This is a genomic window from Pseudomonas bharatica CSV86 (assembly GCF_000319305.2).
In the GTDB taxonomy this organism is placed as follows: Bacteria; Pseudomonadota; Gammaproteobacteria; order Pseudomonadales; family Pseudomonadaceae; genus Aquipseudomonas; species Aquipseudomonas bharatica.
The window spans coordinates 1,779,796-1,805,491 of the sequence record NZ_AMWJ02000001.1; the positions used below are offsets into that span (position 1 = coordinate 1,779,796).

Annotated in this window: 16 protein-coding genes and 1 pseudogene; 10 read left to right on the top strand and 7 right to left on the bottom strand. The window is 64.2% G+C overall.

Going from position 1 to position 25,696, the window contains the following annotated elements:
• Positions 1 to 2 precede the first annotated feature (2 nt).
• The 5 genes from CSV86_RS07810 to CSV86_RS07830 form a co-directional block, all read right to left on the bottom strand.
• Complete coding sequence (locus CSV86_RS07810) at positions 3 to 1,484, bottom strand: aldehyde dehydrogenase (RefSeq protein ID WP_009407868.1); 1,482 nt, start codon at positions 1,482 to 1,484, stop codon at positions 3 to 5.
• Entirely contained in the window at positions 1,481 to 2,314 is an 834-nt protein-coding gene (locus CSV86_RS07815) for an alpha/beta fold hydrolase (RefSeq protein WP_009407865.1), read from the bottom strand. Before CSV86_RS07815 ends, CSV86_RS07810 begins: the two co-directional genes overlap by 4 nt.
• Before the next feature lie 64 nt (positions 2,315 to 2,378).
• Entirely contained in the window at positions 2,379 to 2,969 is a 591-nt protein-coding gene (locus CSV86_RS07820; RefSeq protein WP_064304107.1) for an amino acid synthesis family protein, read from the bottom strand.
• A 287-nt stretch (positions 2,970 to 3,256) separates the two neighbouring features.
• Positions 3,257 to 4,300, bottom strand: coding sequence for an LLM class flavin-dependent oxidoreductase (locus tag CSV86_RS07825; RefSeq protein WP_009402675.1), 1,044 nt, complete (start codon positions 4,298 to 4,300; stop codon positions 3,257 to 3,259).
• Between the two features lie 70 nt (positions 4,301 to 4,370).
• The gene (locus CSV86_RS07830) at positions 4,371 to 4,856 is read right to left on the bottom strand and encodes a flavin reductase family protein (protein WP_009402673.1); all 486 of its coding nucleotides are present in this window, start codon (positions 4,854 to 4,856) and stop codon (positions 4,371 to 4,373) included.
• 327 nt (positions 4,857 to 5,183) lie between these two features.
• Between CSV86_RS07830 and CSV86_RS07835 the strand changes: the two are divergent.
• Positions 5,184 to 6,583, top strand: a pseudogene (locus CSV86_RS07835) (purine-cytosine permease family protein).
• 105 nt (positions 6,584 to 6,688) lie between these two features.
• Here the strand turns inward: CSV86_RS07835 and gloA are convergent.
• Both gloA and CSV86_RS07845 read right to left on the bottom strand, forming a co-directional pair.
• Positions 6,689 to 7,210 carry a lactoylglutathione lyase gene (gene gloA, locus CSV86_RS07840; RefSeq protein ID WP_009402669.1) on the bottom strand — a complete coding sequence of 174 codons (522 nt, stop codon included), beginning with the start codon at positions 7,208 to 7,210 and terminating at the stop codon, positions 6,689 to 6,691.
• A gap of 215 nt (positions 7,211 to 7,425) precedes the next feature.
• The gene (locus tag CSV86_RS07845; RefSeq protein ID WP_009402667.1) at positions 7,426 to 7,785 is read right to left on the bottom strand and encodes a histone-like nucleoid-structuring protein, MvaT/MvaU family; all 360 of its coding nucleotides are present in this window, start codon (positions 7,783 to 7,785) and stop codon (positions 7,426 to 7,428) included.
• A gap of 226 nt (positions 7,786 to 8,011) precedes the next feature.
• On the opposite strand from CSV86_RS07845, the gene cobF reads away from it, so the two are divergent.
• The 9 genes from cobF to CSV86_RS07890 all read left to right on the top strand — a co-directional run bounded on the left by cobF (position 8,012) and on the right by CSV86_RS07890 (position 25,487).
• On the top strand, positions 8,012 to 8,752 hold the full coding sequence (cobF, locus tag CSV86_RS07850) for a precorrin-6A synthase (deacetylating) (protein WP_009402664.1): 741 nt from the start codon (positions 8,012 to 8,014) through the stop codon (positions 8,750 to 8,752).
• Between the two features lie 199 nt (positions 8,753 to 8,951).
• Positions 8,952 to 9,716, top strand: coding sequence for an efflux RND transporter periplasmic adaptor subunit (locus CSV86_RS07855; RefSeq protein ID WP_009402662.1), 765 nt, complete (start codon positions 8,952 to 8,954; stop codon positions 9,714 to 9,716).
• The gene (locus CSV86_RS07860) at positions 9,713 to 11,032 is read left to right on the top strand and encodes an efflux RND transporter periplasmic adaptor subunit (RefSeq protein ID WP_009402660.1); all 1,320 of its coding nucleotides are present in this window, start codon (positions 9,713 to 9,715) and stop codon (positions 11,030 to 11,032) included. The genes CSV86_RS07855 and CSV86_RS07860 overlap by 4 nt, the downstream gene beginning before the upstream one ends.
• Positions 11,029 to 13,128 carry a site-2 protease family protein gene (locus tag CSV86_RS07865; protein WP_170394500.1) on the top strand — a complete coding sequence of 700 codons (2,100 nt, stop codon included), beginning with the start codon at positions 11,029 to 11,031 and terminating at the stop codon, positions 13,126 to 13,128. The genes CSV86_RS07860 and CSV86_RS07865 overlap by 4 nt, the downstream gene beginning before the upstream one ends.
• Positions 13,129 to 13,262: 134 nt before the next feature.
• On the top strand, positions 13,263 to 13,700 hold the full coding sequence (locus tag CSV86_RS07870; RefSeq protein ID WP_311985800.1) for a GNAT family N-acetyltransferase: 438 nt from the start codon (positions 13,263 to 13,265) through the stop codon (positions 13,698 to 13,700).
• Between the two features lie 40 nt (positions 13,701 to 13,740).
• Complete coding sequence (locus CSV86_RS07875; RefSeq protein WP_009402654.1) at positions 13,741 to 14,082, top strand: DUF6916 family protein; 342 nt, start codon at positions 13,741 to 13,743, stop codon at positions 14,080 to 14,082.
• A 45-nt stretch (positions 14,083 to 14,127) separates the two neighbouring features.
• Complete coding sequence (locus tag CSV86_RS07880; protein ID WP_009402652.1) at positions 14,128 to 14,763, top strand: phage tail protein; 636 nt, start codon at positions 14,128 to 14,130, stop codon at positions 14,761 to 14,763.
• A gap of 87 nt (positions 14,764 to 14,850) precedes the next feature.
• Entirely contained in the window at positions 14,851 to 23,964 is a 9,114-nt protein-coding gene (locus tag CSV86_RS07885; protein ID WP_009402650.1) for a DUF4347 domain-containing protein, read from the top strand.
• 47 nt (positions 23,965 to 24,011) lie between these two features.
• The gene (locus CSV86_RS07890) at positions 24,012 to 25,487 is read left to right on the top strand and encodes a TolC family protein (protein WP_009402648.1); all 1,476 of its coding nucleotides are present in this window, start codon (positions 24,012 to 24,014) and stop codon (positions 25,485 to 25,487) included.
• Positions 25,488 to 25,696: the final 209 nt, after the last annotated feature.

Below are 25,696 nucleotides of genomic sequence, written 5' to 3' on the forward strand. Positions count from 1 at the left end.
TCTCAGCGCATCACGAAGGGGTCGGGCATGGGTGCGGTCGAGAGGTTGATCCAGACCGTTTTCAGTTCCGTATAGGCCAGCACCGAGTCGATGCCGCTTTCGCGGCCATAGCCACTGTTCTTGAAACCACCGATCGGCGCCATGGCAGACACCGCACGGTAGGTGTTGACCCAGATGATCCCCGAGCGCACGTCCCGGGCCAGGCGGTGGGCACGGCCCAGGTCGCGGGTCCAGATGCCGGCGGCGAGACCGAACTGCGAGTCGTTGGCGATCGCCAGGGCCTCTTCCTCGGTCTTGAAGCGGATCACGGCCGCGACCGGACCGAACACCTCTTCCTGCATGATCTTCATCGAATTGCTGTCGCACTCGAACAGGGTCGGCTCGTAGAACCAGCCGTCACCCTCGACCTCGGCGCGCTTGCCGCCCATGCGCAGGCGCGCGCCCTCGGCCGTGGCAGCGGCGACCAAGCCCTCGACCACCGCCAGTTGCTGGGCGGTGGCCATCGGGCCCATCTCGCTGCTTTCGTCCTGCGGGTTGCCGATGCGGATGCGCCTGGCGCGTTCGATCAGGCGCTCGACGAACTCGTCGAATATTTCGTCCTGCACCAGCAGGCGCGAACCGGCCACGCAGCTCTGCCCGGAGGCGGCATAGATGCCGGCCACGGCGCCGTTGATGGCGCTGTCGAGGTCGGCGTCGGCGAAGATGATGTTCGGCGACTTGCCGCCCAGTTCCAGCGACAGCTTGGCGAAGTTCTCGGCACTGCTGCGTACCACGTGGCGCGCCGTGGCGGCGCCGCCGGTGAAGGCGATCTTGCGCACCAGCGGGTGGCGGGTCAGCGCCGCTCCGGTGCTCGGGCCGTAGCCGGTGACCACGTTGACCACACCGGCCGGGAAGCCGGCCTCGAGGGCCAGGCGGGCCAGTTCGAGGATGGTTGCCGAGGCGTGCTCGGACGGCTTGATCACGATGGTGTTGCCGGCGGCCAGTGCCGGGGCCAGCTTGATCGCGGTCAGGTACAGCGGGCTGTTCCACGGAATGATCGCAGCGACCACGCCGATCGGTTCATGCACCGTGTAGGCGAACAGGTCCGGCTTGTCGAGGGGCAGGGTGCCGCCTTCGAGCTTGTCGGCAAGGCCCGCGGTGTAATGGAAAAACTCCGGCAGGTAGCCGACCTGGCCGCGGGTTTCGCGGATCAGCTTGCCGTTATCGCGGCTTTCCAGTTGGGCCAGGCGCTCCTTGTTCTCGGCGATCAGGTCGCCGAGGCGGCGCAGCAGCTTGCCCCGGGCGGTGGCAGTGAGGCCACGCCAGGCCTTGCTGTCGAAGGCCTTCTGCGCGGCCTGCACGGCAAGTTCGACATCGGCTTCGGCGGCGTCGGGCAAGGTTGCCCAGGCTTGCGCGGTGGCCGGGTCGAGGCTGTCGAAGGTCTGGCCGCTTTGGGCATCGAGCCACTGGCCGTCGATGCACATCTGGAAATGGGTGAGAGTCATGCAACGATCCCCTTGGCTGAATCGGAGAGAGTGCGGGCGTGCCCGAGGAAGTCCAGCAGCATCTGGTTGACCAGGCGCGGCGACTCCACCGCCATCATATGCCGCTGCTCGGCCAGAACCACGCTTTGCGCGCCGGGAATGCGCGCGGCCAGTTCCCGGGTCATGCTCGGGGTCGAGCCGAGGTCGTGCTCGCCGGTGGCGATCAGGGTCGGCACCCGGATGCTGCCCAGGTCGTCGGCGCGGTACATGTCCTGGGTGGCGAACAGCTCGTAGGTGGTCAGGTAGCCTTGTGGGTCGTTGCTGGCCAGGGTCTGGCGGATGGCTGCGACCTGGGCCGGGTTGGCGGCCTGGTACTCGCGGCTGAACCAGCGCGCCAGGGCCGCTTCGGCATTGGCATCGGGGCCGTGTTCGGCCGCCTGGGCGGCACGGGCGATAACCCCGGCGCTCTGCTCGGGGCTGCGGTTGAACACGCTGTTGAGCACCACCAGCGCCGCCAGGCGTTGCGGGAAGTGCAGGGCGAAGGCGCGGGCGACCAGGCCGCCCATGGAAAAGCCGATTACCGTGGCCTGGGCGATCTGCAGATGATCGAGCAGTTCGGCCAGTTGTTCGGCATACCCCTGCAGGTCGGTACCCGGCTGGGGGCGCGGGCTCTGGCCGTGGCCGAGCATGTCGTAGGCGATGACGCGGTAGTCGTTGGCGAGGCCGACGAACTGTCCGCCCCACATTTCTTTGTTCAGGCCCACGCCGTGGATCAATACCACGGGTTGGCCCTGGCCGGTGGCCAGGTAGCTGGTGCCGGCAGGTGTACGTTCAGCGACAGGCTGAATCATGGTGGGGCGCTCCTTCTGGGTCGGGCGTGGTGCGGCCCACGCGCCGGCCCGGTGGACGGTATTGTTATTGGTTTTTTTCAGCGGCCAGTTCTTCCAGGTCGATGTAGCGGTTGCCGATGCGCGGGTGCAGGCGGCCACCGTCCGATGCGCCGAGGACCACGACGATCTCGTCGGCACGCGGGGCGTCTTCGATCTGCATTTCCAGGGTGATGTAGTGCGAGCGCAGGCCTTCGTCGTCCTTCTGCATCATCGGGATCTGGATCGAGGTACCCGGGCCGCCGCGCTTGTTGGTGAAGCTCAGGTAGCTCTTGGCCTGGACCGCTTCGCGGTAATGGTTGCCGAAGCGCAGGGTGTGGATCACCGCCGACGCGTGCTCGATCTCGCCGTCGGCGCCCACCACTGCGGCTTTACCGTAGGCCTCGATCTTGTCGGCACCGCCGATGGCGGCGGTCAGGCGCTCGACCATCAGAGCACCGAGGTCGGAGCAGTTGGCACGGATTTCCGGCTTGAGGTCTTCGACGAAGCCACGCCCGGCCCATGGGTTCTTGATCACCACGGCCAGGCCGACCATGGTCACCGGCTTGTCGGTGGCCTTGCCGCCTTCGATGCGGGTTTCTTCGGAGTAGGTGACGATCTTGCGGATTTCGAAACTCATGGGGCGGGGCTCCTGTGGAGTGTGTCCAGGTCTTGTTGTCTGATGGTATACCATAATATTTGATGTGCAAGAGGGTTGCAGGAAATTTCTGCGGGGGAGGGGATAAGTGGTTAGCGGCAGGCGTTGTTGCTGTGGTGTTTTGACTATTGCAATCGCTGGCAAGCCAGCGCCCACAGGGATCGCGTGCACCGCTGAACCTGTGGGAGCTGGCTTGCCAGCGATGAGGCCCGAAAGGGCAAAGAAGATGTCAGTGGACCAGGACTCCCCGGCCCGACAAACGTCATGACTCAGCGAAACGCCGGTACGACTTCCTTGATGAACAGCTCCAGCGACTTGCGCTTTTCTTCATGCGGCAGGCTGTTGTCGCACCAGAAGCTGAACTCGTCGACGCCCAGTTCCTGGTAGTAGCGGATGCGTTCGATCACCTGCTGTGGGGTACCGATCATCGCGGTCTTGTGCAGGCTTTCCAGTTCGAACTCCGGACGCCCGGCGAACTTGGACTCCGGGCTTGGCGCAAGGAAACCGTTCTCCGGGGTCTGCTTGTTGCCGAACCAGGCGTCGAAGGTGCGGTAGAAGCGGTTGATCGCCTGGGCGCCGATCTTCCAGCCTTGCGGGTCGTCTTCGGCATGCACGTGGGTGTGGCGCAGGACCATCAGTTGCGGGCGTGGCACATCCGGGTTGTTGGCCAGGGCTGCTTCGAACTTGTTCTTCAGGTCGACCACTTCCTCGTCGCCCTTCATCAGCGGGGTGACCATCACGTTGCAGCCGTTCTTCACCGCGAAGTTGTGCGAGTCCGGGTCGCGGGCGGCGATCCACATCGGCGGCATGGGTTTCTGTACCGGCTTGGGCACGGAGGTGGAGGTCGGGAATTTCCAGATATCGCCGTCATGGGCATAGTCGCCCTGCCATAGCGCACGTACCGCCGGGACCATTTCGCGCAGCGCAGCGCCGCCTTCGGAGGCCGGCATGCCATTGGCCATGCGATCGAATTCGAACTGGTATGCGCCGCGGGCCAGGCCGACTTCCATCCGGCCATTGCTGATCACGTCGAGCAGGGCGCATTCGCCGGCGACGCGGATCGGGTGCCAGAACGGCGCGATGATGGTACCGGCACCGAGGTGGATGGTTTCGGTGCGTGCGGCCAGGTAGGCCAGCAGCGGCATCGGGCTGGGCGAGATGGTGTATTCCATTGCATGGTGTTCGCCGATCCACACGGTGCTGAACCCGCCTTTCTCGGCCATCAGGGTCAGCTCGGTCAGGTCTTCGAACAGTTGCTGGTGGCTGACCTGTTCATCCCAGCGTTCCATGTGCACGAACAACGAAAATTTCATGAGGCGTTTCCTCGGTGCTTGTTATCGGGCGCCCATCGGATCAGGCGGGCGCATTCAGAAGAATAGGGGCTCAGGCGAAGGCTGGCAGGCTGGCCATCTTGCCGCGGCAGTAGACCAGCGGGCTTGGCGCTTCGGCCGGGACGATCAGGTTTTTTACCGCGCCAACCATGATGGCGTGGTCGCCACCTTCATATTCGCGCCACAGTTCGCATTCGATGATCGCCGTGGCGTTGGCCAGCAGGGGGTTGCCCAGTGCGCTCAGGGTCCACTCGATGCCTTGGGCCTTGTCCTTGCCTTTTTTGGCAAAGGCATAGGCTTCGGCCTGTTGTTGGCCGGAGAGCAGATGGATGGCGAATTTCTTGCTGCGAATCAGCACCGGGTAGGAGTCGGAGCTGTAGTTGGGGCAGAACAGCACCAGCGGCGGGTCCATGGACAGCGAACTGAAGGCGCTGGCGGTAAGGCCGACGATCTGGCCGTCGTCGTCCAGGGTGGTGATGACGGTAACGCCGGACGGGAAGGAGCCCAGAACGTTCTTGTAGACGGTTGCGTCGATCATGGCGTGATCCTCGTGATGCAGCGGTGTGCCCGCATTTTTATCGTTGATGTGTCTGATGGTATACCGTAATACCTAATTTGCAAGAGGATTTTTCCGGCCCTGACGAACGCGTTGATTCAGTCAATGCCCAATGAATACGCGGGCTCGCGCCTATGGAGAGGAGAAAGCGAGGCGACCAAAAGCAGATCAGTTGGTCGGCAAAAGGACGAATCAGTGTTGTCAAAAGCTTGGAATACCATAATATGGTCTTCAGCTTCGACGCCGCTTGCAGCGTGCCGCAAGTGGTTTCCTACAAAGATAAAAACGGAACCTTTCGAGCTTTTGCCCATGTCCCAGTCGTCTTCGCAACACCAGTTGATCGAAAACCATACGGTCGATTACGTACCGCCAGCAGAGCGCCATGGGAAGGCGCGTGATCTGTTCACGCTGTGGTTCAGCACCAATATCGCGCCGTTGCCCATCGTCACCGGGGCCATGGTGGTCCAGGTGTTCCACCTCGACCTGCTATGGGGGCTGGTCGCCATCGTCCTTGGCCACCTGCTTGGCGGTATCGTCATCGCCCTGGCTTCGGCGCAAGGGCCGCAGTTGGGCATTCCGCAGATGGTGCAGAGCCGCGGGCAATTCGGCCGTTATGGCGCGCTGCTGATCGTATTCTTTACCGCGTTGATCTACGTCGGCTTCTTCATCTCCAACATCGTCCTGGCGGGCAAGTCGATCCATGGCATTGCCCCGAGCGTACCGATGCCGGTGTCGATCATCATCGGTGCCCTCAGCGCCACGGCCATCGGCGTAATTGGCTACCGCTTCATCCACACCCTGAACCGCATCGGCACCTGGGTGATGGGTACGGCGCTGCTGGCCGGCTTCATCATGATGTTCGCCCAGGACCTGCCGGCGGACTTCTTCAGCCGCGGCGGCTTCAACCTGTCCGGCTGGATCGCCACGGTGTCCCTGGGCGTGATCTGGCAGATCAGCTTCTCGCCCTATACCTCCGACTACTCGCGTTACCTGCCGCGTGAAGTCGGGATCGGCAGGCCCTTCTGGGCGACTTATTTCGGCGCGACACTGGGCACCATCCTGTGTTTCAGCTTCGGCGCCATTGCCGTGCTGCTGGTGCCTGAAGGTACCGAGGCGATGGATGCGGTGAAACAGGCCACCGGCTGGCTCGGCCCGATCCTGATGGTGCTGTTCCTGCTCAACATCATCAGCCACAACGCACTCAACCTGTATGGTGCGGTACTGTCGATCGTCACCTCGATCCAGACCTTCGCCGCCAACTGGACGCCGAGCATCAAGGTGCGCGTGCTGTTGGCCGGCGTGATCCTGCTGGGCTGCTGCCTGACCGCCCTGGGCGCTACGGCGGACTTCATCGGCCACTTCATCGGCCTGATCCTTGCGCTGCTGCTGGTGCTGGTGCCATGGGCCTCGATCAACATCATCGACTTCTACCTGGTCAAGCGCGGCCACTACGACATCAAATCGATCTTCGCGGCGGATGGCGGGATCTACGGGCGCTTCAACATGCACGCGATCATCGCCTATGCCTGCGGGATCCTGGTGCAACTGCCGTTTGCCAACACGTCGCTGTATGTCGGGCCCTATGCCAACCTGGTCGAGGGGCTGACCTGTCGTGGCTGGTGGGGTTGGTGGTGACGGTGCCGCTGTATTACTGCCTGGCGACCCGTGGGCGCAAGGAGTCGCTGGTGGCGGCCTGGCGGGCACAGTAATCACTCAAGAACACTGCTGAACCTTGTGGGAGCTGGCCCTGAAGGGAAGGGTATAAACAAAAATGCCGCGGACTATCCGCGGCATTTTTCATTTCCGGAGCCGAATCAAAACTCGGTCGGTTGGATGATTTCAACCCAGTAATCATCCGGATCCTTGATGAACGCCAGATGCTTCATGCGGCCATCGCTCAGGCGTTTCTGGAAGGTCACGCCCAGTTGCTCGAACCGTTCGCAGGCGGCACGGATATCCGGCACGGACACGCAGATGTGACCGAAGCCGCGCGGGTCGGTGTTGCCGTTGTGGTAGGCGAAGTCCGCGTCGTTCTCGGTACCGTGGTTATGAGTCAGTTCGAGAATGCCGGGGATCGATTTCATCCACTCGGTGCGCTTGGCCGCGTCGGCCGGGATCTGCGCCTTGTCGACCAGGGCCAGGAAGTACAGGCTGAACTCGGCTTCCGGGAAGTCGCGCTTCTCCACCAGGCTGAAACCCAGCACGCGGGTATAGAAGTCCAGGGATTTGGCGACGTCCTTGACCCGCAGCATGGTGTGGTTGAAGACGAAATTGTGGGTGGCGGCATCGGGTTGCGCGGTGACGCCGGGGAGGTTGTCGAGATCTTGCAGGCTCATGGGCACTCCGCATCAGAAGGCCGGCGCCCGGGGCGCCAGCGGAAAGACAGATGGCCATGATACGGAACTGAATCCATTGCGCAAACAACAACGCCCCGTGGTGGCGGCCACGGGGCGTCGGAATTAGAAGCCCGCCGGAGCGGGCGCATGGGGCGCTAATCCTTTAGCAGCCTTCATCCTGATCCTGTGCTTGTGAAAAATATGTGAAGCAAAACTCATTTGCGCAACCAGCCGTCGACTTCGCTCGCCCCGTACTGTTCTTTCCAGGCCTTCAGGCCGCGGTGGTTGCCACCCTTGGTCTCGATCAGTTCACCGGTATGCGGGTTTTCATACACCTTCACCACTCGCGCGCGGCGGGTCTTTACAGGGCGGGCAACGGACTTGCCGGCCGCTGCCGGGTCGAGCAGGGCAATGATATCGCGTAGACCCTTGTCGTAGTTTTTCATCAAGGTGAGAAGTTTCTGTTCGAATTCGATCTCGCGTTTCAGGCCGGCGTCCTTTTTCATGGCCTCCAACTGTGCAAGCTGTTCCTGGAGGGCTTTTTCGGCAGCGCGAAACTCTGCAAGTCTGGACACGGAAACACTCCTTTTTCAAAGGCGGGCGGGCTATGGATGTGCAATAGATAGCGGCCCGCGGGGCTGGCTGCAATAACAGCATGTTGACAGTGTAGCCAATGGGGTATGGACTAACAGTACACTTTTACATTCTTGGTTTTGGAACTTTGAAAGTTGAATATGTTCCGTTCGCCATGGTGTTTAACCATTAACTTGCAGTGCGACTTCCGGCCCGGGGAGCCCGTCCATGAAAGTGCTGTTGTTGATCGGCATCGGCCCGGGCAATCCGCGGCAAATCACCCTTGAGGCCGTCGATGCGCTAAAGCGTGCCGACGTGTTCTTCGTCCTCGACAAGCACCAGGCCAATGACGATCGCTTGCGCCTGCGCAAGGAGCTGCTGGCGCAATGGGTCAGCCAACCCTGCCGCGTAGTTCAGGTGGACGACCCGCAACGCGATGGCGAGGCCAGCGATTACCTCGGCGCCGTGCACGACTGGCACCGACAGCGTGCCGCCCTCTATGGCCGGCTGATCGCCGAGGAACTGGGCGAGGGCGAGTGCGGGGCATTCCTGCTCTGGGGCGAGCCCGGGCTTTACGACAGCACCCTGCGCGTTCTCGAATTGATCGGCGAGCAGCCCTTCAGCATCGAAGTGATCCCCGGTATCAGCAGCGTGCAGGCACTGGCTGCGCGTCATCGCATACCGCTCAACCGGGTTGGCGAGCCGCTGCAGATCCTTCCCGGGCGGCGTCTGGCGCAGGTGCCGCGCATCGACAACCTGGTGGTGATGCTCGACGGCCAATGTGCCTTTGCCGGAATCGATGATCCCGAACTGCATATTTACTGGGGCGCGTATGTCGGTACGGCCGATGAAATCCTGATCAGCGGGCGGCTGTCCGAGGTCAAGGCGCAGATCCTCGCGGCCCGTGAGCAGGCGCGGGCGCGCAAGGGCTGGATCATGGACACCTATCTGCTGCGGCGACGCCCTTGAGGCGCGGTGGTGCGGGAGCTTCCGGCGCGAAGAAAACATTGATAGCATCCGGCCACTTTTTTGTAGCCGTTCTGTGACGCGTTTCTCGTTCCGGGTCGGCAGGCAATCAAGCCGGTACTGACCGACGGCGTTCACGTTCTGTGAACTGCAGCCGATACTCAGTTTGAATGATCCAGACCTTTGACAGGGACGTAGCGAGATGAAGCAGGCGGTGTGGTGGGCGGCGTTGGCGCTGATGGCGGGAATGGCACAGGCCGCGACCGACAGCGATCCCTTGCTCGACGGTGCGACCTCCGGCGGCGGTGCCGAAGTGCGCGGCGTGCTGCGTGCCCGCTCCCAGGCGGTGCTGGCCAGCGAGCTGTCCGGTCGGGTCACTGAAATCCCCTTCAGTGAAGGCCAGTCGTTCAAGAAGGGTGATGTGCTGGTGCGCTTCGATTGCAGCGCCTATCAGGCCCAGGCCAACGCGTCGGCCGCCGCTGTGCGCGCAACCCGCGAAGAACTGCGCAACAAGCAGCAACTGGCTGCGCTGAACTCGGTCGGCAAGTTCGAAGTGTCCCTGGCCGAGGCCCGCCAGGCCCAGGCCCAGGCCGAAGCCCAGGTCTACCAGGTGCAGGTGCAGCGTTGCCAGGTCAAGGCACCTTTCGATGGCCAGGTCGTGCAACGCCGGGTCCAGGCCCATGAAAGCGTGGCCAGCGGTGCGGCATTGCTGGAAATCGTCGACAACCGCTCCCTGGAAATCCATCTGCTGGTGCCATCGAGCTGGCTGGGCAAGCTCAAGCCCGAGCAGACCTTCAGCTTCGTTCCCGATGAAACCGGCCAACCCTTCGATGCCGTGATCAAGCGCCTCGGCGCGCGCATCGACGAAGGCAGCCAGACCCTGCTGCTGATCGCCAGTGTCCCGGCCAATACTCCTGGCCTGCTGTCCGGCATGAGTGGCACTGCGCACTTTGCGGAGCGCAAATGAACGCCTCCGTTCCTGGCGCGCTAGAGCAGCTGCTGGCCCATTACCTGAAGCTGGAGCGCCAGGCCCGGTCTGCGCCTTCGGTCGAGGAACTGGCCTTCAGCATGGTCAACGACAGCCAGGCGCTGTTCGGCTATCGCCATGGCGCGTTGCTGATCGCTGGCAAGGTCCGCGCCCTGACCGGGGTCAGTTCGGTGGAGCCGAACGCGCCCTTCGTGGTGTTCATCGAACGCGCCGCCAGGGGCCTTGCGGCCAGCGATCGCTTCGCCCTGCCAGGCGTGGTGCCTCCTGAAAGCCTGGACCAGGCCTGCCGCGACGATTGGCAGGCGCTGTCGGCGCCGCATGCGTTCTGGTTGCCCTTGAAAGACCGGCAGGGCGTGGTATTCGGAGGGCTCTGGCTCGCCCGGGACATGCCCTGGAACGATGCCGAGCAGGCCCTGCTGGCGCAACTTGGCGACTGCTACAGCCACGCCTGGCGCGCCCTGCAGCCGGGCAAGCCATGGCGTCTGCGCTGGCCGGCGCGCACACGCTGGGCGTTGGCGGCGGCGCTGTTGCTGGTGCTGTTGGTGCCGGTGCGCCAGTCGGTACTGGCTCCAGCCGAAGTGGCTCCGCGCAACGGCCAGGTGGTGGCCGCTCCGCTGGATGGCGTGGTCGCCGAGTTCACCGTCAAGCCGAACCAGGCGGTCAAGGCCGGCGAGGTGCTGGTGCGCTTCGATGCCACCACGCTCAGGGCCCAGGCCGATGTGGCCGAACGCACCCTGGGCGTGGCCGAGGCGGAACTCAAGGCCAACACCCAGCGTGCCTTTTCCGATGCCGACTCCAGTGCCCGTCTTGATCTGCTCGCTGCCCGGGTCGAGCAGAAGCGTGCCGAGCGTGATTACGCCCGCAACCTGCTGGCGCGTACCGAGGTACGTGCCGAACGCGATGGCATCGCGGTATTCGCCGATGCCCAGCGTTATATCGGCAAGCCTATGCGCACCGGCGAACGCCTGATGGAAATCGCCGACCCGGCCCAGGCCGAGTTGCGTATCGAGTTGCCGGTGGCCGATGCCATCGGCCTGGAGAAAGGCGCCGAGGTCGCGCTGTTCCTCGACAGCGATCCACTGAACCGGCATAACGCCGTGCTCGAACGTGTCGCCTACCAGGCACAAAACACCCCGGCCGGGCAGCTCGCCTATCGCCTCGATGCGAGCTTCGAGGACGCGCCGCCACGTATTGGCCTGCGCGGGACCGCCAAGGTCTTCGGTGACCGGGCGCCGCTGGCCCTGTACCTGCTGCGCCGACCGCTGGCGGCCCTGCGCCAGGCGGTGGGCCTGTGATGTTGCCGGCGCTGCGCCCGGACCTGCAGCTCTCGCCAGGGGCGCCGGGGCTCGACGGTGCGCCGCAATGGACCCTGGCCGACCCGTTGCGCGGTCGCTATTTCAAGCTGGGTGCGCCGGCCATGCGCTTGCTGCGTCACTGGGCGCTCGGTGATCCGCAGCAGGTACTGAATGCGGCCAATGCCGAGCCGGGCGCGCCCCTGACCGCCGTGGCGGTGGAGGAGCTGCTGCGCTTTTTGCGTGGTCATGACCTGGTCAGCGCCGCCGATGCCGAGCAGCGCGCCAGTTACGCACCCAAGGCCGCCGCCCAGCGCCAGGGCATCTGGACCCAGATCCTGCATAAATACCTGTTTTTCCGTATTCCGCTGTGGCGTCCTGACGCCTTTCTCAATCGCACCTGGCCCTGGCTCGAGCGCCACGGCGGCCACCTGTTGCGCTACGGTCTGCCCAGCGTATTGCTGCTCGGCCTGTTCTTGGTGATGCGTGACTGGGAACGCTTTCTTTCGACCTTCCCGCACCTGCTCAGCCTGGGCGGCATGGCGGCATTCGCCATCGCCCTGGGCTTTGCCAAGCTGTGCCATGAATTCGGCCATGCCTACATGGCCAAGCGCGCCGGCTGCCGGGTGCCGAGCATGGGCGTGGCGTTCATGGTCCTGTTGCCGATGCTCTATACCGATGTCAGCGACGCCTGGCGCGTGCAGGACCGGCGCACCCGCCTGCTGATCGGCGCCGGGGGCGTGCTGGCCGAGCTGATCCTGGCCTGTATCGCCCTGCTGGCCTGGTCGCTGCTGCCCGACGGGGCAGGGCGCACCGCAGCCTTCATGCTGGCCAGCGCCACCTGGATCACCACCCTGGCGATCAACGTCAACCCATTGATGCGCTTCGACGGCTACTTCCTGCTCAGCGACCTGTGGGGCGTGGATAACCTGCAAGGGCGTGGCTTCGCCCTGGGCCGCTGGCACCTGCGGGAGAAGCTTTTCGGTTATGGCGAACCTATGCCCGAGCGCTGGTCACCAACGCTGCGCCGGCGCCTGCTGTGCTGGAGCTACGCCTCGTGGATCTGGCGGGCGGCGCTGTTCTTCGGTATCGCCCTGGCGGTTTATCACCTGTTCTTCAAGGTGCTTGGCATCTTCCTGATGATGGTCGAACTGGTGTGGTTCATCGGCCTGCCGATCTGGCGCGAATGGCAGCACTGGTGGCAGCACCGGGACAAGGCCAAACCGCGCAAGGTGGTGTTGCTTGGAGCGGGCCTGGCCCTGTTGCTGGCCGTACTGGTGGTGCCGTGGCGCAGCGGCGTGGAAGTGCCGGCCATGCTCGAAGCGTCCCGTTTCAGTGCCTTGCATGCGCCGGCAGCGGCGCGGATTCGCGAGGTGCTGGTCAAGGATGGCCAGCAAGTAGAGGCCAACCAGGTGCTGATGACCCTGGAGTCGCCCGACCTTGAAGCGCGCATGGGCATCGGTCGACGTGAAATCGAGATTCTCCAACTGCAACTGCGGCGTCAGTCGGGGCGCAGTGAAACCGCGGCTGATAGTGGCATTCTCGAACAACGCCTGGCCGAGGCCGTGGCCGAATACCGCGGCCTGGCCGCCCAGCGCGAGCGCCTGGTACTGCGCGCGCCCCATGCTGGCACGGTGCGCGACCTGGCGGACAACCTCGCGCCTGGCCGCTGGATCAGCAGCGAGATGCCGCTGGCCCAGGTCGCCGAAGGCGGCTTGCGCCTGCGCGGTTACCTGGCCGAAGCCGACCTGTGGCGGGTGGCACCGGGCACCCCCGGGCACTTCGTCGCCGATGACGTACTGCGCGATTCCCTGCCGGTGTCGCTGGAATCGGTGGACGCCAACGGCGTCGCCTACATCGACCAGGAAGCGCTGATCTCCGATCATCAAGGGCCCATCGCGATACGCCGTGATGAAGAGAAAAGGGCGCAGCCTTTGCAAGCGCACTATGGTACCCAGTTCATGCTCGAAGACAGTGCGCCGAAACAACTATCGCACCCGCTTCGCGGCATTGTGGTGCTGGATGGAAAGAGCGAGTCGCTGCTTAGCGCCGCCTGGCGACGTATGGCAGCGATCGGTGTAAGAGAAAGTGGATTTTAACTAGTGCGATTGTAAGACAGTTGCGGTAATCTGCTGTCAATTCGCCATGCAAGTAAGCGTGACACCCGTCACAATAAAAGTTAGCTCACAAAGTTATTTCAACAGGGATGTTCGCAACGATGTCGATGCCTGCTGTGACCCTGCGTGCCCTGCATCCGGACGATATGGCGTTTATCGAGCGTCTGTACGCCGGTTCGCGCGCCGAGGAGATGTCCCGTAGCGGCTGGCCGGCGCAGCAGATCGCCGCCTTTCTTAAACAGCAGTTCAATGCTCAGCATGCTTACTATCAGGCCCATTATGCCGATGGGGAATTACTGATCATCGAACTCCAGGGCCAGCCGATCGGCCGGCTTTATATGTTCTGGGGGGCGACCACCCTCAATCTCATCGATATAACCCTACTTCCCGAATTCCAGGGCAGGGGCATCGGCTCCGCGCTGATAGAAGCGCAATTGCGCCGGGCGGATGAACAGGGCCTGAAGGTCAAACTTTTCGTTGAATCCTATAACCCGGCACAGCGGCTGTATGGCCGGCTGGGCTTTTATGTCTGCGGCGATTCGGGGTGTACCTGAAGTTGCGCCGCGACGCGCGCACCGACACAAGGAAAGTCTCATGAGCCAAGCCGTCGACGACACCATTCCCAGCCGCCAGGAACTGCTCGAAGCCGATCCCGAAGGGTTCGTGCTGCAGCTTGCCCACGATCATGGCTTGCAGGTCAGCCTGCTGGCCGTGACCGATGGCACGGCGATGAACAAGGATTACGAGTGCTATTCCCTGGCCTTGGCCCTGCCGCACGGTGTGGTGTTGCCCCAGGACACCTTCAATCTGTACGGCCCGGGCCGCGCGCAGCCCTGGACCTTGCTGATGAGCCCGGTGCAGTCCGAACCCGACGGCCGCCATGTGCTTGAAGCGGTCATTCACCGCAACCGCGTCGCGGTTGACGAGGCTCCCTGATTCGCAATTCAACCAACCACGCAAATCAACATAAGGAAGAGTCTGATGGCTGATCCGTTTCTGGGCGAAATCCGGATGGCAGGGTTCAACTTCAACCCGTACGGCTGGGCGCTGTGTCAGGGCCAGTTGGTACCGCTGAATCAGAACACCGCACTGTTCGCCCTGCTGGGCACGCAGTTCGGTGGTGACGGCGTAAGTACCTTCGGCCTGCCGGACCTGCGTAGCCGTACGCCGGTGGGCCAGGGCCAGGGCACCGGCCTGTCGAATTACCAGATGGGGCAGAAAGGTGGCAGCGAGTCGGTTACCCAATTGACCAGCAACATGCCGACCCACACCCACATGCTGTCGATGCTGACCAACAGCAGCCTCGCGGCGACGTCCACTGCGCAAGTGGTGAATGCCGATGCCACCAGCGTTGCGCCTATTCCTGGCGGCTGCCTGGGCATCCCCAACGACGGTGCCGGTACCACTTACCAGCTGTACCACAGCGGCAAGGACAACAGCGGCAACCCGCTGCCCCGCGTCGACCTGGCGCCGCAGCCGGTGACCCTCACCGGCGGTGTGACCGTGACCGGCACCGCTGCGCTGACGGGCGGCAATATCCCGTCTTCGGTGTTGAGCCCCTACATTGCGGTGAACTTCATCATCGCAATGCAAGGCATCTTCCCGAGCCGCAACTAACGCAACAACCGGCGGTGCTCCAGAGCACCGCCACTTTTTTGTCCGCATTGCCCAGCCGGCAGTGCGGGGACCACCAGGAGGTGCAGCATGAAATTCATCGAACGACTCTCGCGCAAGTCGGCCCAGCAGCCCCAGTCCGCCGAGCCCGGCCAGGCTCCGCTGCTGATGGCCCTTGAACCGCGGATCATGTTCGATGCGTCCGTGGGCGTGGTGGCCCAGGATGCTGCGGCGCAGACGACTGCCGACGCGGCCAAGGACAGCGCCTCCAGCAATGAAAGCAGCCAGGCGCCAGCAGCGTCCGGCGAAACGGCGAGCCAGCAGCAGGGCAGCCAGCGCAACGAAGTGGTGTTCGTCGACGGCCAGGTCAGCAACGTCGGGCAACTGCTCGAAGGGTTGTCGCCCAAGACCGAAGTGGTGGTCCTCGACCCGAACAAGGACGGCCTGCAACAGATGGCCGACTACCTCAAGGGGCGCGACAACCTGGACGCCATCCACCTGTTGTCCCACGGCGCCGACGGTACCGTGCAACTGGGCAATGTCTGGCTGGCCAGCAACAACCTCGCCGAGCATCGTGCGGCACTGGAGAGCATCGGCGCGGCATTGAAGGCCGACGGCGACCTGATGATCTACGGCTGCGACGTGGGGCAGGGAAGCAAGGGCCAGGCCTTCATCGATCAGTTGGCGGCGATCACCGGCGCCGACGTTGCCGCTTCGGTGGACGATACCGGCTCCGCGGCCCTGGGTGGCAACTGGACGCTGGAGCGCAGCAGCGGCGCCATCGAGACCAGCGCCTTGAGCGTCACTGGCTACGACAGCCTGATGGCTTCGACCTACACCGGCGGCGCGGTGGCCAGCGCGCCAGTGCTGGGAACCACCACCAACCAGATGAAATACGTGGTCGGCGACTTCAACGGCGACGGGCGTGCCGACATTCTCTACCAGGCGGCAGGCGCCGGTGGTGCCTGGAGCTTTGCGCAGAGCAATGCAGACGGCACCTTCACCATCTTCAGCCAGGCCAGCTCGATGTTCGCCGGCCTGACCCTGACCGACGCCGCCACCGGCGGCGCCAACTACCACGCCGGCGACTTCAACGGCGATGGTCTCATCGATCTGCTGGCCGCGCCCGTGAGCGGTCCGACCATGAAGCTCTACCTCAACACCGGCTCGGGCTTCACCAGCCAGGACGTGAGTGGCCCGAGCTTCGGCGTGCGTACGCTGGTGGGCGATTTCAACGGCGACGGCGCCCTCGACATTCTCTACCAGACCGGCGGCACCGGCTCGTCCTGGGCACTGGCGGTGAACAGCGGCAGCGCCACGCCAAGCTTTACCACCCTCACCAGTGCCAGCGGCGCCGCCTGGCCGTTCGCCAATATCACCTTGCCCGACTTCAACGCCTACAACTACAAGGCCGCTGATGTCGATGGCGACGGCTACACCGACCTGATCCATGTCGCGTCCGGCATGCAGATGCGCTATTTCCGCAACAACAACGGCATCTTCGTCGACATGACCGCCAGCGCGGCCCTGCCGACCGTATCCGTGACCCGTGCGATCGTCGCCGACTTCGATGGCGACGGTGACGCCGATATCCTTTATCAGACCGGTAACAACGGTACGGTCTTCCGTTACGTGCGCAACGACAACGGCACCTTCGTCGACGTGGACCAGGCCAGTTCGCCGTTCGCCAACGTGACCCTGCCGGACATGAACGCCCAGCAGTTCCGTGTCGGCGACTTCGACGGCGACGGCGATCTCGACCTGATCTCCACCTCGTCCACGGCAGCCAGCACCGCCATCTTCTATCAGAGCGGCAGCCTGCCGAAGCTGGTCAGCTCCAGCCCGGCGGACGACAGCCTGACCGTCACCCCGAATGCCAATATCACCCTGACCTTCGACCAGTCGGTGGCCAAGGGCACGGGCAACATCTATATCGTGCGTACCAGCGACAACGCGATCATCCAGACCATCGCCGTGGGCAGCGGTGCGGTTACCGGCTCCGGCACTACCTGGACCATCGACCCGCCAGCGGACATGGTGGCGGGCGTCGCCTACGCCGTGCGCATCGACAACAAGGCGTTCGCCAACGCCAACGGCCAGGTGTACAAGGGCATCCAGAACAACACCGCGCTGAACTTCACCGTGACCGCGGTGGCGGCGCCGGTGATCGGCAACCTCAACGGCGACCTGGTCAGCTACCGCGAGGACGCCGCCTACGTGCTGCTCGACCAGAACGGCGACGCCACCATCAGCGACGCCGACTCGGCCAACTTCAACGGCGGCAAGCTGACGGTGCAGATCGCCAGTGGCGGCACTAGCGCCGAAGACGTGCTGTTCATTCGCGACCAGGGCGCCGGGGCCAACCAGATCGTGCTGTCCGGCGCCTCGATCCTGTACAACGGCCTGGTAATCGGTACCTTCACCGGCGGCAGCAACGGCAACCCGCTGGTGGTCACCTTGACCAGCAACGCCACGGCGACCACCGTCGCTGCGCTGGTGCAGAACCTGGCCTACCGCAATTCCAATACCATCGAGCCGTCGGCGACCACGCGCAGCGTCTCGATCAGCATGGACGACGGTGCCGGCGGCAGCAGCACGGTGTCGACGGTCACCCTCGAGGTCCTTTCGGTCAACGATGCCTCGGTGGTCAATGTCAGCGGCACCAACCCGACCTACACCGAGAACGGTTCGGCGGTGCAGCTGTTCAGCGGCGCGACGATCAATACCGTCGAGACCGGGCAGAGCGTGATCCAGATGACCTTCACCGTCACCGGCGTCGCCAACGGTGCGGCGGAGAAACTGGTGATCGACGGCAGCGACGTGAACCTGGTCAACGGCACCAACGTGGTGACCGCGATCAACGGCACGACGGTCTCGGTCTCGGTGGTCAGCGGTACCGCGACCATCACCCTGACCCATAGTGGCCTGTCCAGCTCGGCAGCGCAGGCCATCCTCAACGCCATGGCCTACCGCAACGACAGCGAAAGCCCGAACACCGCCAACCGGGTGGTGAGCGTGGATTCCGTGCGCGACAACGGCGGCACCTCCAACAGCGGGCTCAACACCGCCGTGGTAGGTATCGTCAGCACCGTGACCGTGGTCGCGGTCAACGACGCGCCGACGCTCAGTGGCGGCCCGTACACCTTCCCGAACACCAACGAAGACACCACGACGCCCGGCGTGCTGATCTCGACCCTGCTGGCCAGCACCTCCTATGTCGATCCCGACGTCGGGGCGCTGCGCGGTATCGCCGTGTACGTCACCACCGGTCGCGGCACCTGGCAGTACTCCACCGACAACAGCAACTGGACCGACTTCGGAAGCGTGGCGCCGACCAACGCGCTGTTGCTCAGCTCCACGACCTATGTGCGCTATATCCCCGACGGTGCCAACAACGAGACCGTTGCCATGGGCTTCCGCGCCTGGGACCAGACCTCCGGCAGCGCTTCCGCCAATGGTAGCCGCAGCCTGGCCGATACCTCCGGCAACGGCGGCAGCAGTGCCTTCTCCACCGGCACCGCCCAGGCCAACCTGACGGTTACCGCCGTCAACGATGCGCCGGTGATGAACCCAGTGTCGCCGAGCCTGTCGCCGCTGACCGATACCTCCACCGCCAACTCCGGTGACCTGGTCAGCTCGCTGACCGGCGGCATCACCGATGTCGATACCGGCGCCGTGAAGGGCATCGCCATCACCGGCCTGACCGCCACCTATGGCAAGTGGCAGTTCTCCACCAATGGCGGCACCACCTGGACCGATGTCGGTATCGTCTCCAACACGGCGGCGCTTATCCTGCGCCCGACGGACCGGGTGCGTTTCGTCCCGGACGGCATCCATGGCGAAACGGCGACCATCACCTACAAGGCCTGGGACCAGACCAACGGCACCGCCGGCTTCCAGGGCGCCAAGATCAATACCAGCACCTCCGGCGGCACCTCGGCCTATTCCACGGCGACCGATACCGCCACGGTCACCGTGACTGCGGTCAACGACCGCCCGGTACTGACCCCGAGCGGCGGCAGCGTGGCCTGGACCGAAGGCAACAACGTGGCTTCCACCCCGGTAGTGGTGGACTCCAACCTGACCCTGTCCGACCCGGATGGTCCGAACCCGGGCAGCGCGACCGTGCGCTTCTCCAGCTACAACAGTGCCCAGGACGTACTGGCGCTGGTCACCGACCCGGCGACCATGGGCAATATCCAGGCAAGCTGGGATTCCAGCACCGGCATCCTGACCCTGACCTCCGCCGGCAACCAGGCTACCCTGGCGCAGTTCCAGGCGGCCCTGCGCGCAGTGACCTACAACAACAGTTCGGAAAGCCCGACCACCAGCAACCGTGTCGTGCAGTTCCAGGTGACCGACGGTGGTGGCATGGCCTCGGTGGTGGTCTCGCGCAGCGTGACCATTACCGCCGTGGACGACGCCCCGATCATCAGCGCACCTGCTACCGTCCAGGTGACCGAGGACGTGCCCACGGCGATCAGCGGCATCAGCATCGGCGATGTCGATTCACTCAACGCCACGGTCACCCTGACCGTGACCAGCGGCACCCTCAGCGCGGTGAGCGCCGGTGGCGTGCTGGTCAGTGGTACGCCGACCACGCTGATCCTCGATGGCAGCATCGCCAACATCAACACCTTCATCGCCAACAACCGGGTGACCTTCACCACGGCCGCTAACGCCACCGCAGCTGTTCCCCTCACAATGAGAGCCGACACCGGGAGCGTGTCCGACGTGGTGACCAACATCACCCTGGTGGTCACCCCGGTGAACGATGCACCGGTGGCCACCGTGCCGCCGTCCATCACTGTGACCGAGGATGTCGCCAGCGTTATCAGCGGTATCAGCTTCACCGACGTCGATGCCGGCACCAATACCGTCACCGCGACCTTCTCGGTTCCGAGCGGCACCCTGGCGGCCACCAGTGGCCTGGGCGTGACCGTCGTCGGTTCCGGTTCGGGTGAACTGACCCTGTCGGGTAGCCTGGCCGATATCAACTTCTTCCTTGCGGCCAACAGCCTCACCTTCAAGACCGCCCAGGACGCAACCGCCAGCGTGATCCTGACGGTGAAGATCGACGACAACGGCAACACCGGCGGCTCCGCGCTGACCGATACCAGGACCGTGACCCTTAACGTCGCCGCGGTCAACGATGCTCCGGTCAACAGCGTGCCGGGCGCGCAAACCGCGCAGCAGGGGGTTGCCCTGGGCTTCAGCAACGCCAATGGCAATGCCATTTCCATCAGTGATGTGGATGCCAACGGCGGCCTGGTTTCGGTGACCTTGACCGCCAACAACGGTTTGCTCACCTTGGGCAGCCTCAGCGGTATCACCCTGGTCACCGGTACCGGTGTGAACAACATCACCATGACCTTCGAAGGTACCCTGGCCAATGTCAACGCCGCGTTGCAGTCCCTGAGCTTCCTCTCGGCGAGCAATTTCCTCGGTGCGGCCAGCCTGACCATCGAGACCAACGACAACGGCAATTCCGGCAGCGGCGGGGCCAAGCTCGATATCGACACCATCGCGATCGACGTGGTCCCGGTGAATCCGAAGGTGACCAGCGTGTCCGCGCAGGGCCCCGACCGCGCGGTGAAGGTCGGCGACGAAGTGCTGATCAACGTGTCCTGGGACCAGGCCGTCACCGTTAGCGGCGGTACCCCGAGCCTGTTGCTGGAGACCGGGCTGGTCGATCGCAACGCGGTGTATGTCAGCGGTTCGGGCAGCAACACCCTGGTGTTCAAGTACACCGTGCAGGCCGGCGATATCAGCGCCGACCTGGACTTCCAGAGCACCACGGCGCTGCAGCTCAATGGCGCGCTCATCACCAACGCCACCAGCGACCTGGCGGTCCTGACCCTGCCCACCGTGGGTGGGGCCAACTCCCTCGGCGGACGCAGCGCTATCGTCGTTGATGGCGTGGTGCCGGTGGTCGGCAGCGTCAGTGCGCCGAGCAATGGCACCTACATCACCGGTCAAGGCCTGGACTTCACGGTCAACTTCAGCGAAGCGGTGACGGTCGATACCGCCACCGGCATCCCGCGCATCGCCATTACCCTGGATACCGGCGGCACCGCCTATGCCGAGTACGTCTCGGGCAGCGGCAGCAATGCCCTGGTGTTCCGCATGGTGGTCGCCAGCGGCCAGCTCGACGCCAATGGCGTGACGGTGGGCAGCAGCATCGACCTCAACGGCGGCGCCATCACCGACCTGGTCGGCAACGCTACCGTGACCACCCTGAACAGCGTGGCCAGTACCGCCGGCGTGACGATCGACGGCATCGCGCCGAGCGTGGTCAGCGTTGTTGCGCCGGTGGATGGCAGCTACAAGGCCGGCGATGTGCTGACCTTCACCGTCAAGGCCAGCGAAGCCCTGCAGATCGGCAGCCTGACACCGCGCCTGGCGCTGGATGTTGGCGGGGTGACCCGCTATGCCAACTACGTTTCCGGCAGCGGTAGCGACACGCTGGTGTTCCAGTACGTGGTGCAGGCCGGGGATAACGACAGCAACGGTATTGCCGTGAACAGCCTCGACCTGCGTGGCGAACAGCTGACCGACCTGGCCGGCAACGATATCGATCCGAGCCTGGGCACCGGCAACCTGCCGGGCGTGCAGATCGATACCACCGTACCGACTGCCAGCAACATCGTGCGCGTTGGCGCCAGCCCGACCAACAGCGGTTCGGCCAGCTTCACCGTGACCTTCAGCGAGGACGTGAGCGGTGTCGATGCCGGCGACTTCACCCTGGCGTTCGGCGGTTCTGCCGGCGGCAGCATCGCCAGCGTCACTCGGGTCGATGGCCGCACCTATACCGTGCTGGTCGACAACCTGGCCGGTACCGGCACCGTGCAGCTCAACCTCAACGCTAGCGGCACCGGCATCGCCGATGCTGCCGGCAACGCCCTGAGCGGCGGCCTGAATGGCGCCAGCTACAGCATCGACCGCGTCGCCCCAAGCGTGACCAGCGTCGATGTACCGAACGGCGGCACTTATTTGGCAGGGCAGAACCTGGACTTCACCGTGCATCTCGACGAGGCGGTGCAACTGGATACCAGCGGTGGTTCGCCACGCCTGGAAGTGACCCTGGGCAATGGCGAGAAGGCCTACGCCACTTACCTGTCCGGCGCTGGCGGGAACGCCCTGGTGTTCCGCCTGACCGTGGTTACAGGGCAGTTGGACAGCGATGGTATCCAGCTTGGCAGCGCCCTGCAGCTCAACGGCGCGACCCTGCGCGATGCGATCGGCAACGATGCCAACCTGGCACTGAACAACGTCGGCGATACCTCGGGCATCAACATCGATGCCGTGGCTCCGGTGGTTTCCACGGTGATCCTGCCGGCAAACGGTGTCTATAACGCCGGCGACGTGCTGACCTTCACGGTCAATGCCAGCGAGAACGTCAATGTCGATACCAGCAGCGGTGTGCCGCGCGTGGCCCTCACCATCGGCAACGTAACCCGTTACGCCAGCTATGTCTCGGGCAGTGGCACCTCGGCGCTGGTGTTCCAGTACACCATCCAGGCTACCGAGAACGCAGCGGGTGTCGGCCTGGCGGGCAGCATCGACCTGGACGGCTCGACCATCCGCGATGCCGCCGGCAACAACATGAACCTGAACCTCAACGCTCCGGGCACCGCCAGCGGTGTGGTGGTGGATACCCAGGCGCCGAGTGTCAGCAATATCGTCAATGTCGATATCACCCCGACCAATGCCGGCAGCGTGCGCTACACCGTGACCTTCAACGAGTCGGTGAGCGGTGTGGACAGCGCCGACTTCACCTTGGCGTTCACCGGCAGCGCCAGTGGCCGCATCGCCTCGGTTACCCGCATCGACGGCAGCACCTACCAGGTGTTGGTGGACAACCTCTCCGGTGCCGGCAACGTGCGCCTGAATCTCAGTGCCAGCGGTACCGGCATTGTCGATGTGGCGGGCAACCCGATCACCGGCGGCCTGAACGGCAGCGTCTACAGCATCGACCGCGTGGCGCCTTCGGTGACCAGCGTGAGCGTGCCGCCCAGCGGCACCTACACTGCCGGCAAGACCCTGGACTTCACGGTCAATACCGACGAAGCGGTGCTGGTCGACAGTGGCGATGGCAATCCACGCCTGGCCATTACCCTGGACAACGGCCGGGTGGTCTATGCCGATTACCTGTCCGGTTCCGGCAGCACGGCGCTGACCTTCCGCCTCACCGTTACCAGCGGCATGGCCGGCAACAGCACCTTCGCGGTGGCGTCGAGCATCGACACCAACGGCGGTACCCTGCGCGATGCCCGCGGTAACGATGCCAATACCGGGCTGAACAATGTCGGCAGTACCAGCGGCATCCTGGTCGATGCCCGGGCGCCGCGGCCGAGCAGCATCGTGGTGGACGGCCCGGTCCTGCCGACCGACCGCAGCCTGAGCTTCACCCTGACCTTCGACGAGGCGGTCAGTGGTGTCGATGCCAGCGACTTCAGCGTGCTCGGCACGGCCAGCGCCAGCGGGGTGGTGCAATCGGTGCAGCGTATCGACGCACAGACCTACCGCATCGTGGTGGGCAACCTGCGCGGGCAGGGCACCTTGTCCTTGAGCCTGAATGCGCCGGACAGCGGCATCCAGGACGGCGCCGGCAACCTGCTGGCGCAGTCCCTGGTCAGTGCCGGGCAGACCCTGCAGAGCCAGGACGTCGGCGATCTGGAATACCGGCTCAATCCGCCGGACACCTCGGGCCTTCCACAACCTGCGGTGATCCAGCCGCAGGTGCCGGGCATCGAGATCAACGAAAGCATCTCGCCGCTGGCCCCGGGCTCGCTGTTCGAGGTGCGGACCGTGGGCGGCGACCTTAGGCCGCTGGGCACCATCTTCCTCGGCCAGGCCGGCAGTGCGCCGAGCTTCATCGCCCAGGTCTTCGGCAGCAGCGACAGCGGCCTGGGCAATGGCGACGGCCAGGGCTTCCTCGGCTTTGGCGGCGGCACTGGCGGACTGTTCGGCGCCAGCACCTTCGCCAGCATCTTCAACCGCGACGTGCCGGGTGTCAGCGAGATGAACGTGTTCAACGGCAACCAGTGGAAACAGAGCGACCTCAACCAGGGGCTGCGCGGAGTGTTCGGCGTGCCGACCTTCGGCCAGCAACTGCAACATATCAACGAAGCCGACCAGCGCCAGGTGCGCGAGTTGGCCAAGGCCCTCGCCAAACCGGCCGAGATCGGACAGCGAGCATGACCAGCACAACTCTTGAGAATCGAGCCGTACCTGGGGGCGGCGCAAGGATGAATAAAAAGCACAAACTGTTTGCCGCCAGCCTGCTGGCCTTGGCTATCGGCGGCTGCGCCGTGACCAGCGACCCGATCGAGCGCAGCGCCAGCGAAGAGCGTGCCCGCAGCGACATGGCCAGCATCTACAAGGACCAGGAGCCCCTTAGCGGCCCCCTGACGCTGCACCAGGCCATGGCCCGCGCGGTGAAGTACAACCTCGAAGCCCGCCTGAAGGTGATGGAAGAAGCCCTCGGCCAGCGCCAGCTGGACCTGGCGCAGTTCGACATGTTGCCGCGCATGGCCCTGTCCGCCGGCTATGCCGGTCGCAACAATGTCAGCGCCTCCAGCAGCCAGAGCGTGCAGACCGGAACCCAGTCCCTCGAGCCATCGACTTCCCAGGACCGTGACCGCGAGGTCGCCGACCTGACCATGGTGTGGAACGTGCTCGACTTCGGCGTCAGCTACTTCAGCGCCAAGCAGCAGTCCGACCAGCGCTACATCCTTCAGGAGCGCAAGCGCAAGGTCATCCACACTATCACCCAGGACGTGCGTTCGGCCTACTGGCGTGCGGTGGCGGCAGAGCGCCTGCTCAAGCAGATCGACACCCTGATGGGACGGATCAACCAGGCCCGCATCAACAGCCAGCTGATGAGTGCACAGCGCATCGGCGACCCGGTCCAGGCCCTGAGCTACCAGCGTGCCCTGATCGAGGCCACCCGCCAGCTTGAAGAGCAGCGTCGTGCCCTGACCCTGGCCAAGACCGAGCTGGCCGCGCTGATCAACCTGCCGATGAACCAGCCCTACACCCTGGCCCTGGACGATAGCTACGCGGTGCCGCAATTCCAGGGCGATTTCGCCAAACTGGAACAACAGGCGCTGGCCAGCCGTCCGGAACTGCGCGAGCAGGACTACCAGGCGCGCATCAGCGCCACGGAAACCCGCAAGGCCATGCTGCGCATGCTTCCGGGCCTGGAGTTCTCCGCCGGCGGTCACTACGACAGCAACTCCTTCCTGGTCAACCAGAGCTGGGCCGACTATGGCGTCAAGGTCACCTGGAACCTGTTCAACGTGCTGTCCGGACCACAGGCGATCAAGGTTGCCGAAGCGGGCCAGAGCGTAGCCGAGGCACGCCGCCAGGCCATGTCGGTGGCGGTGCTGGCGCAGTTGTACGTCGCCCGGGCGAACTTCGAGGAGTCCAGCCGGCAGTTCAAGACCAGCGAGGAAATGGCCCGGCTCGACGGACAGATCGCCGAGCAGTTGCGCAACCGTTTCCAGACCAACAACATCGGCGAGCTGGAGCTGATCCAGGGCGAGCTGAACAACCTGCAGACCCAGCTCAAACGTGACCTGTCCTATGCCGAGTTGCGCAATGCCTACGCGCAACTGGCGGTCAGTGCCGGTACCGATCCGCTGCCGCAGGAACTGCCTGACGACAAGGTACAGACCATCGCCAATGCCCTGCAGAGCAGCGAGGCCAACTGGAATCGTTGATTCTGCTGTGTAGGTGAGGGCCTCATCGCTGCGGTGCAGCGGTCCGACAAGCCAGCTCCCACACTGTGGGAGCTGGCTTGCCAGCGATAGGGCCTGCACTGACCACACAGCATCCCGGTCTTACACATTGAAATACTTTCCCTGTGTAGTAAAACGCCGCTACAACTGTAGGATCGACGTCCCTAATTGATCTCAGGTTGATATGACTT

Bases quoted from the DNA above. Each gene is read 5' to 3' on its own strand.
- CSV86_RS07885 (WP_009402650.1), top strand. From the start codon at position 14,851: ATGAAATTCATCGAACGACTCTCGCGCAAGTCGGCCCAGCAGCCCCAG.
- CSV86_RS07880 (WP_009402652.1), top strand. From the start codon at position 14,128: ATGGCTGATCCGTTTCTGGGCGAAATCCGGATGGCAGGGTTCAACTTC.
- CSV86_RS07875 (WP_009402654.1), top strand. From the start codon at position 13,741: ATGAGCCAAGCCGTCGACGACACCATTCCCAGCCGCCAGGAACTGCTC.
- CSV86_RS07855 (WP_009402662.1), top strand. From the start codon at position 8,952: ATGAAGCAGGCGGTGTGGTGGGCGGCGTTGGCGCTGATGGCGGGAATG.
- CSV86_RS07820 (WP_064304107.1), bottom strand. From the start codon at position 2,969: ATGAGTTTCGAAATCCGCAAGATCGTCACCTACTCCGAAGAAACCCGC.
- cobF (WP_009402664.1), top strand. From the start codon at position 8,012: ATGAAAGTGCTGTTGTTGATCGGCATCGGCCCGGGCAATCCGCGGCAA.
- CSV86_RS07860 (WP_009402660.1), top strand. From the start codon at position 9,713: ATGAACGCCTCCGTTCCTGGCGCGCTAGAGCAGCTGCTGGCCCATTAC.
- CSV86_RS07825 (WP_009402675.1), bottom strand. From the start codon at position 4,300: ATGAAATTTTCGTTGTTCGTGCACATGGAACGCTGGGATGAACAGGTC.
- CSV86_RS07815 (WP_009407865.1), bottom strand. From the start codon at position 2,314: ATGATTCAGCCTGTCGCTGAACGTACACCTGCCGGCACCAGCTACCTG.
- CSV86_RS07830 (WP_009402673.1), bottom strand. From the start codon at position 4,856: ATGATCGACGCAACCGTCTACAAGAACGTTCTGGGCTCCTTCCCGTCC.
- CSV86_RS07810 (WP_009407868.1), bottom strand. From the start codon at position 1,484: ATGACTCTCACCCATTTCCAGATGTGCATCGACGGCCAGTGGCTCGAT.
- CSV86_RS07890 (WP_009402648.1), top strand. From the start codon at position 24,012: ATGAATAAAAAGCACAAACTGTTTGCCGCCAGCCTGCTGGCCTTGGCT.
- gloA (WP_009402669.1), bottom strand. From the start codon at position 7,210: ATGAGCCTGCAAGATCTCGACAACCTCCCCGGCGTCACCGCGCAACCC.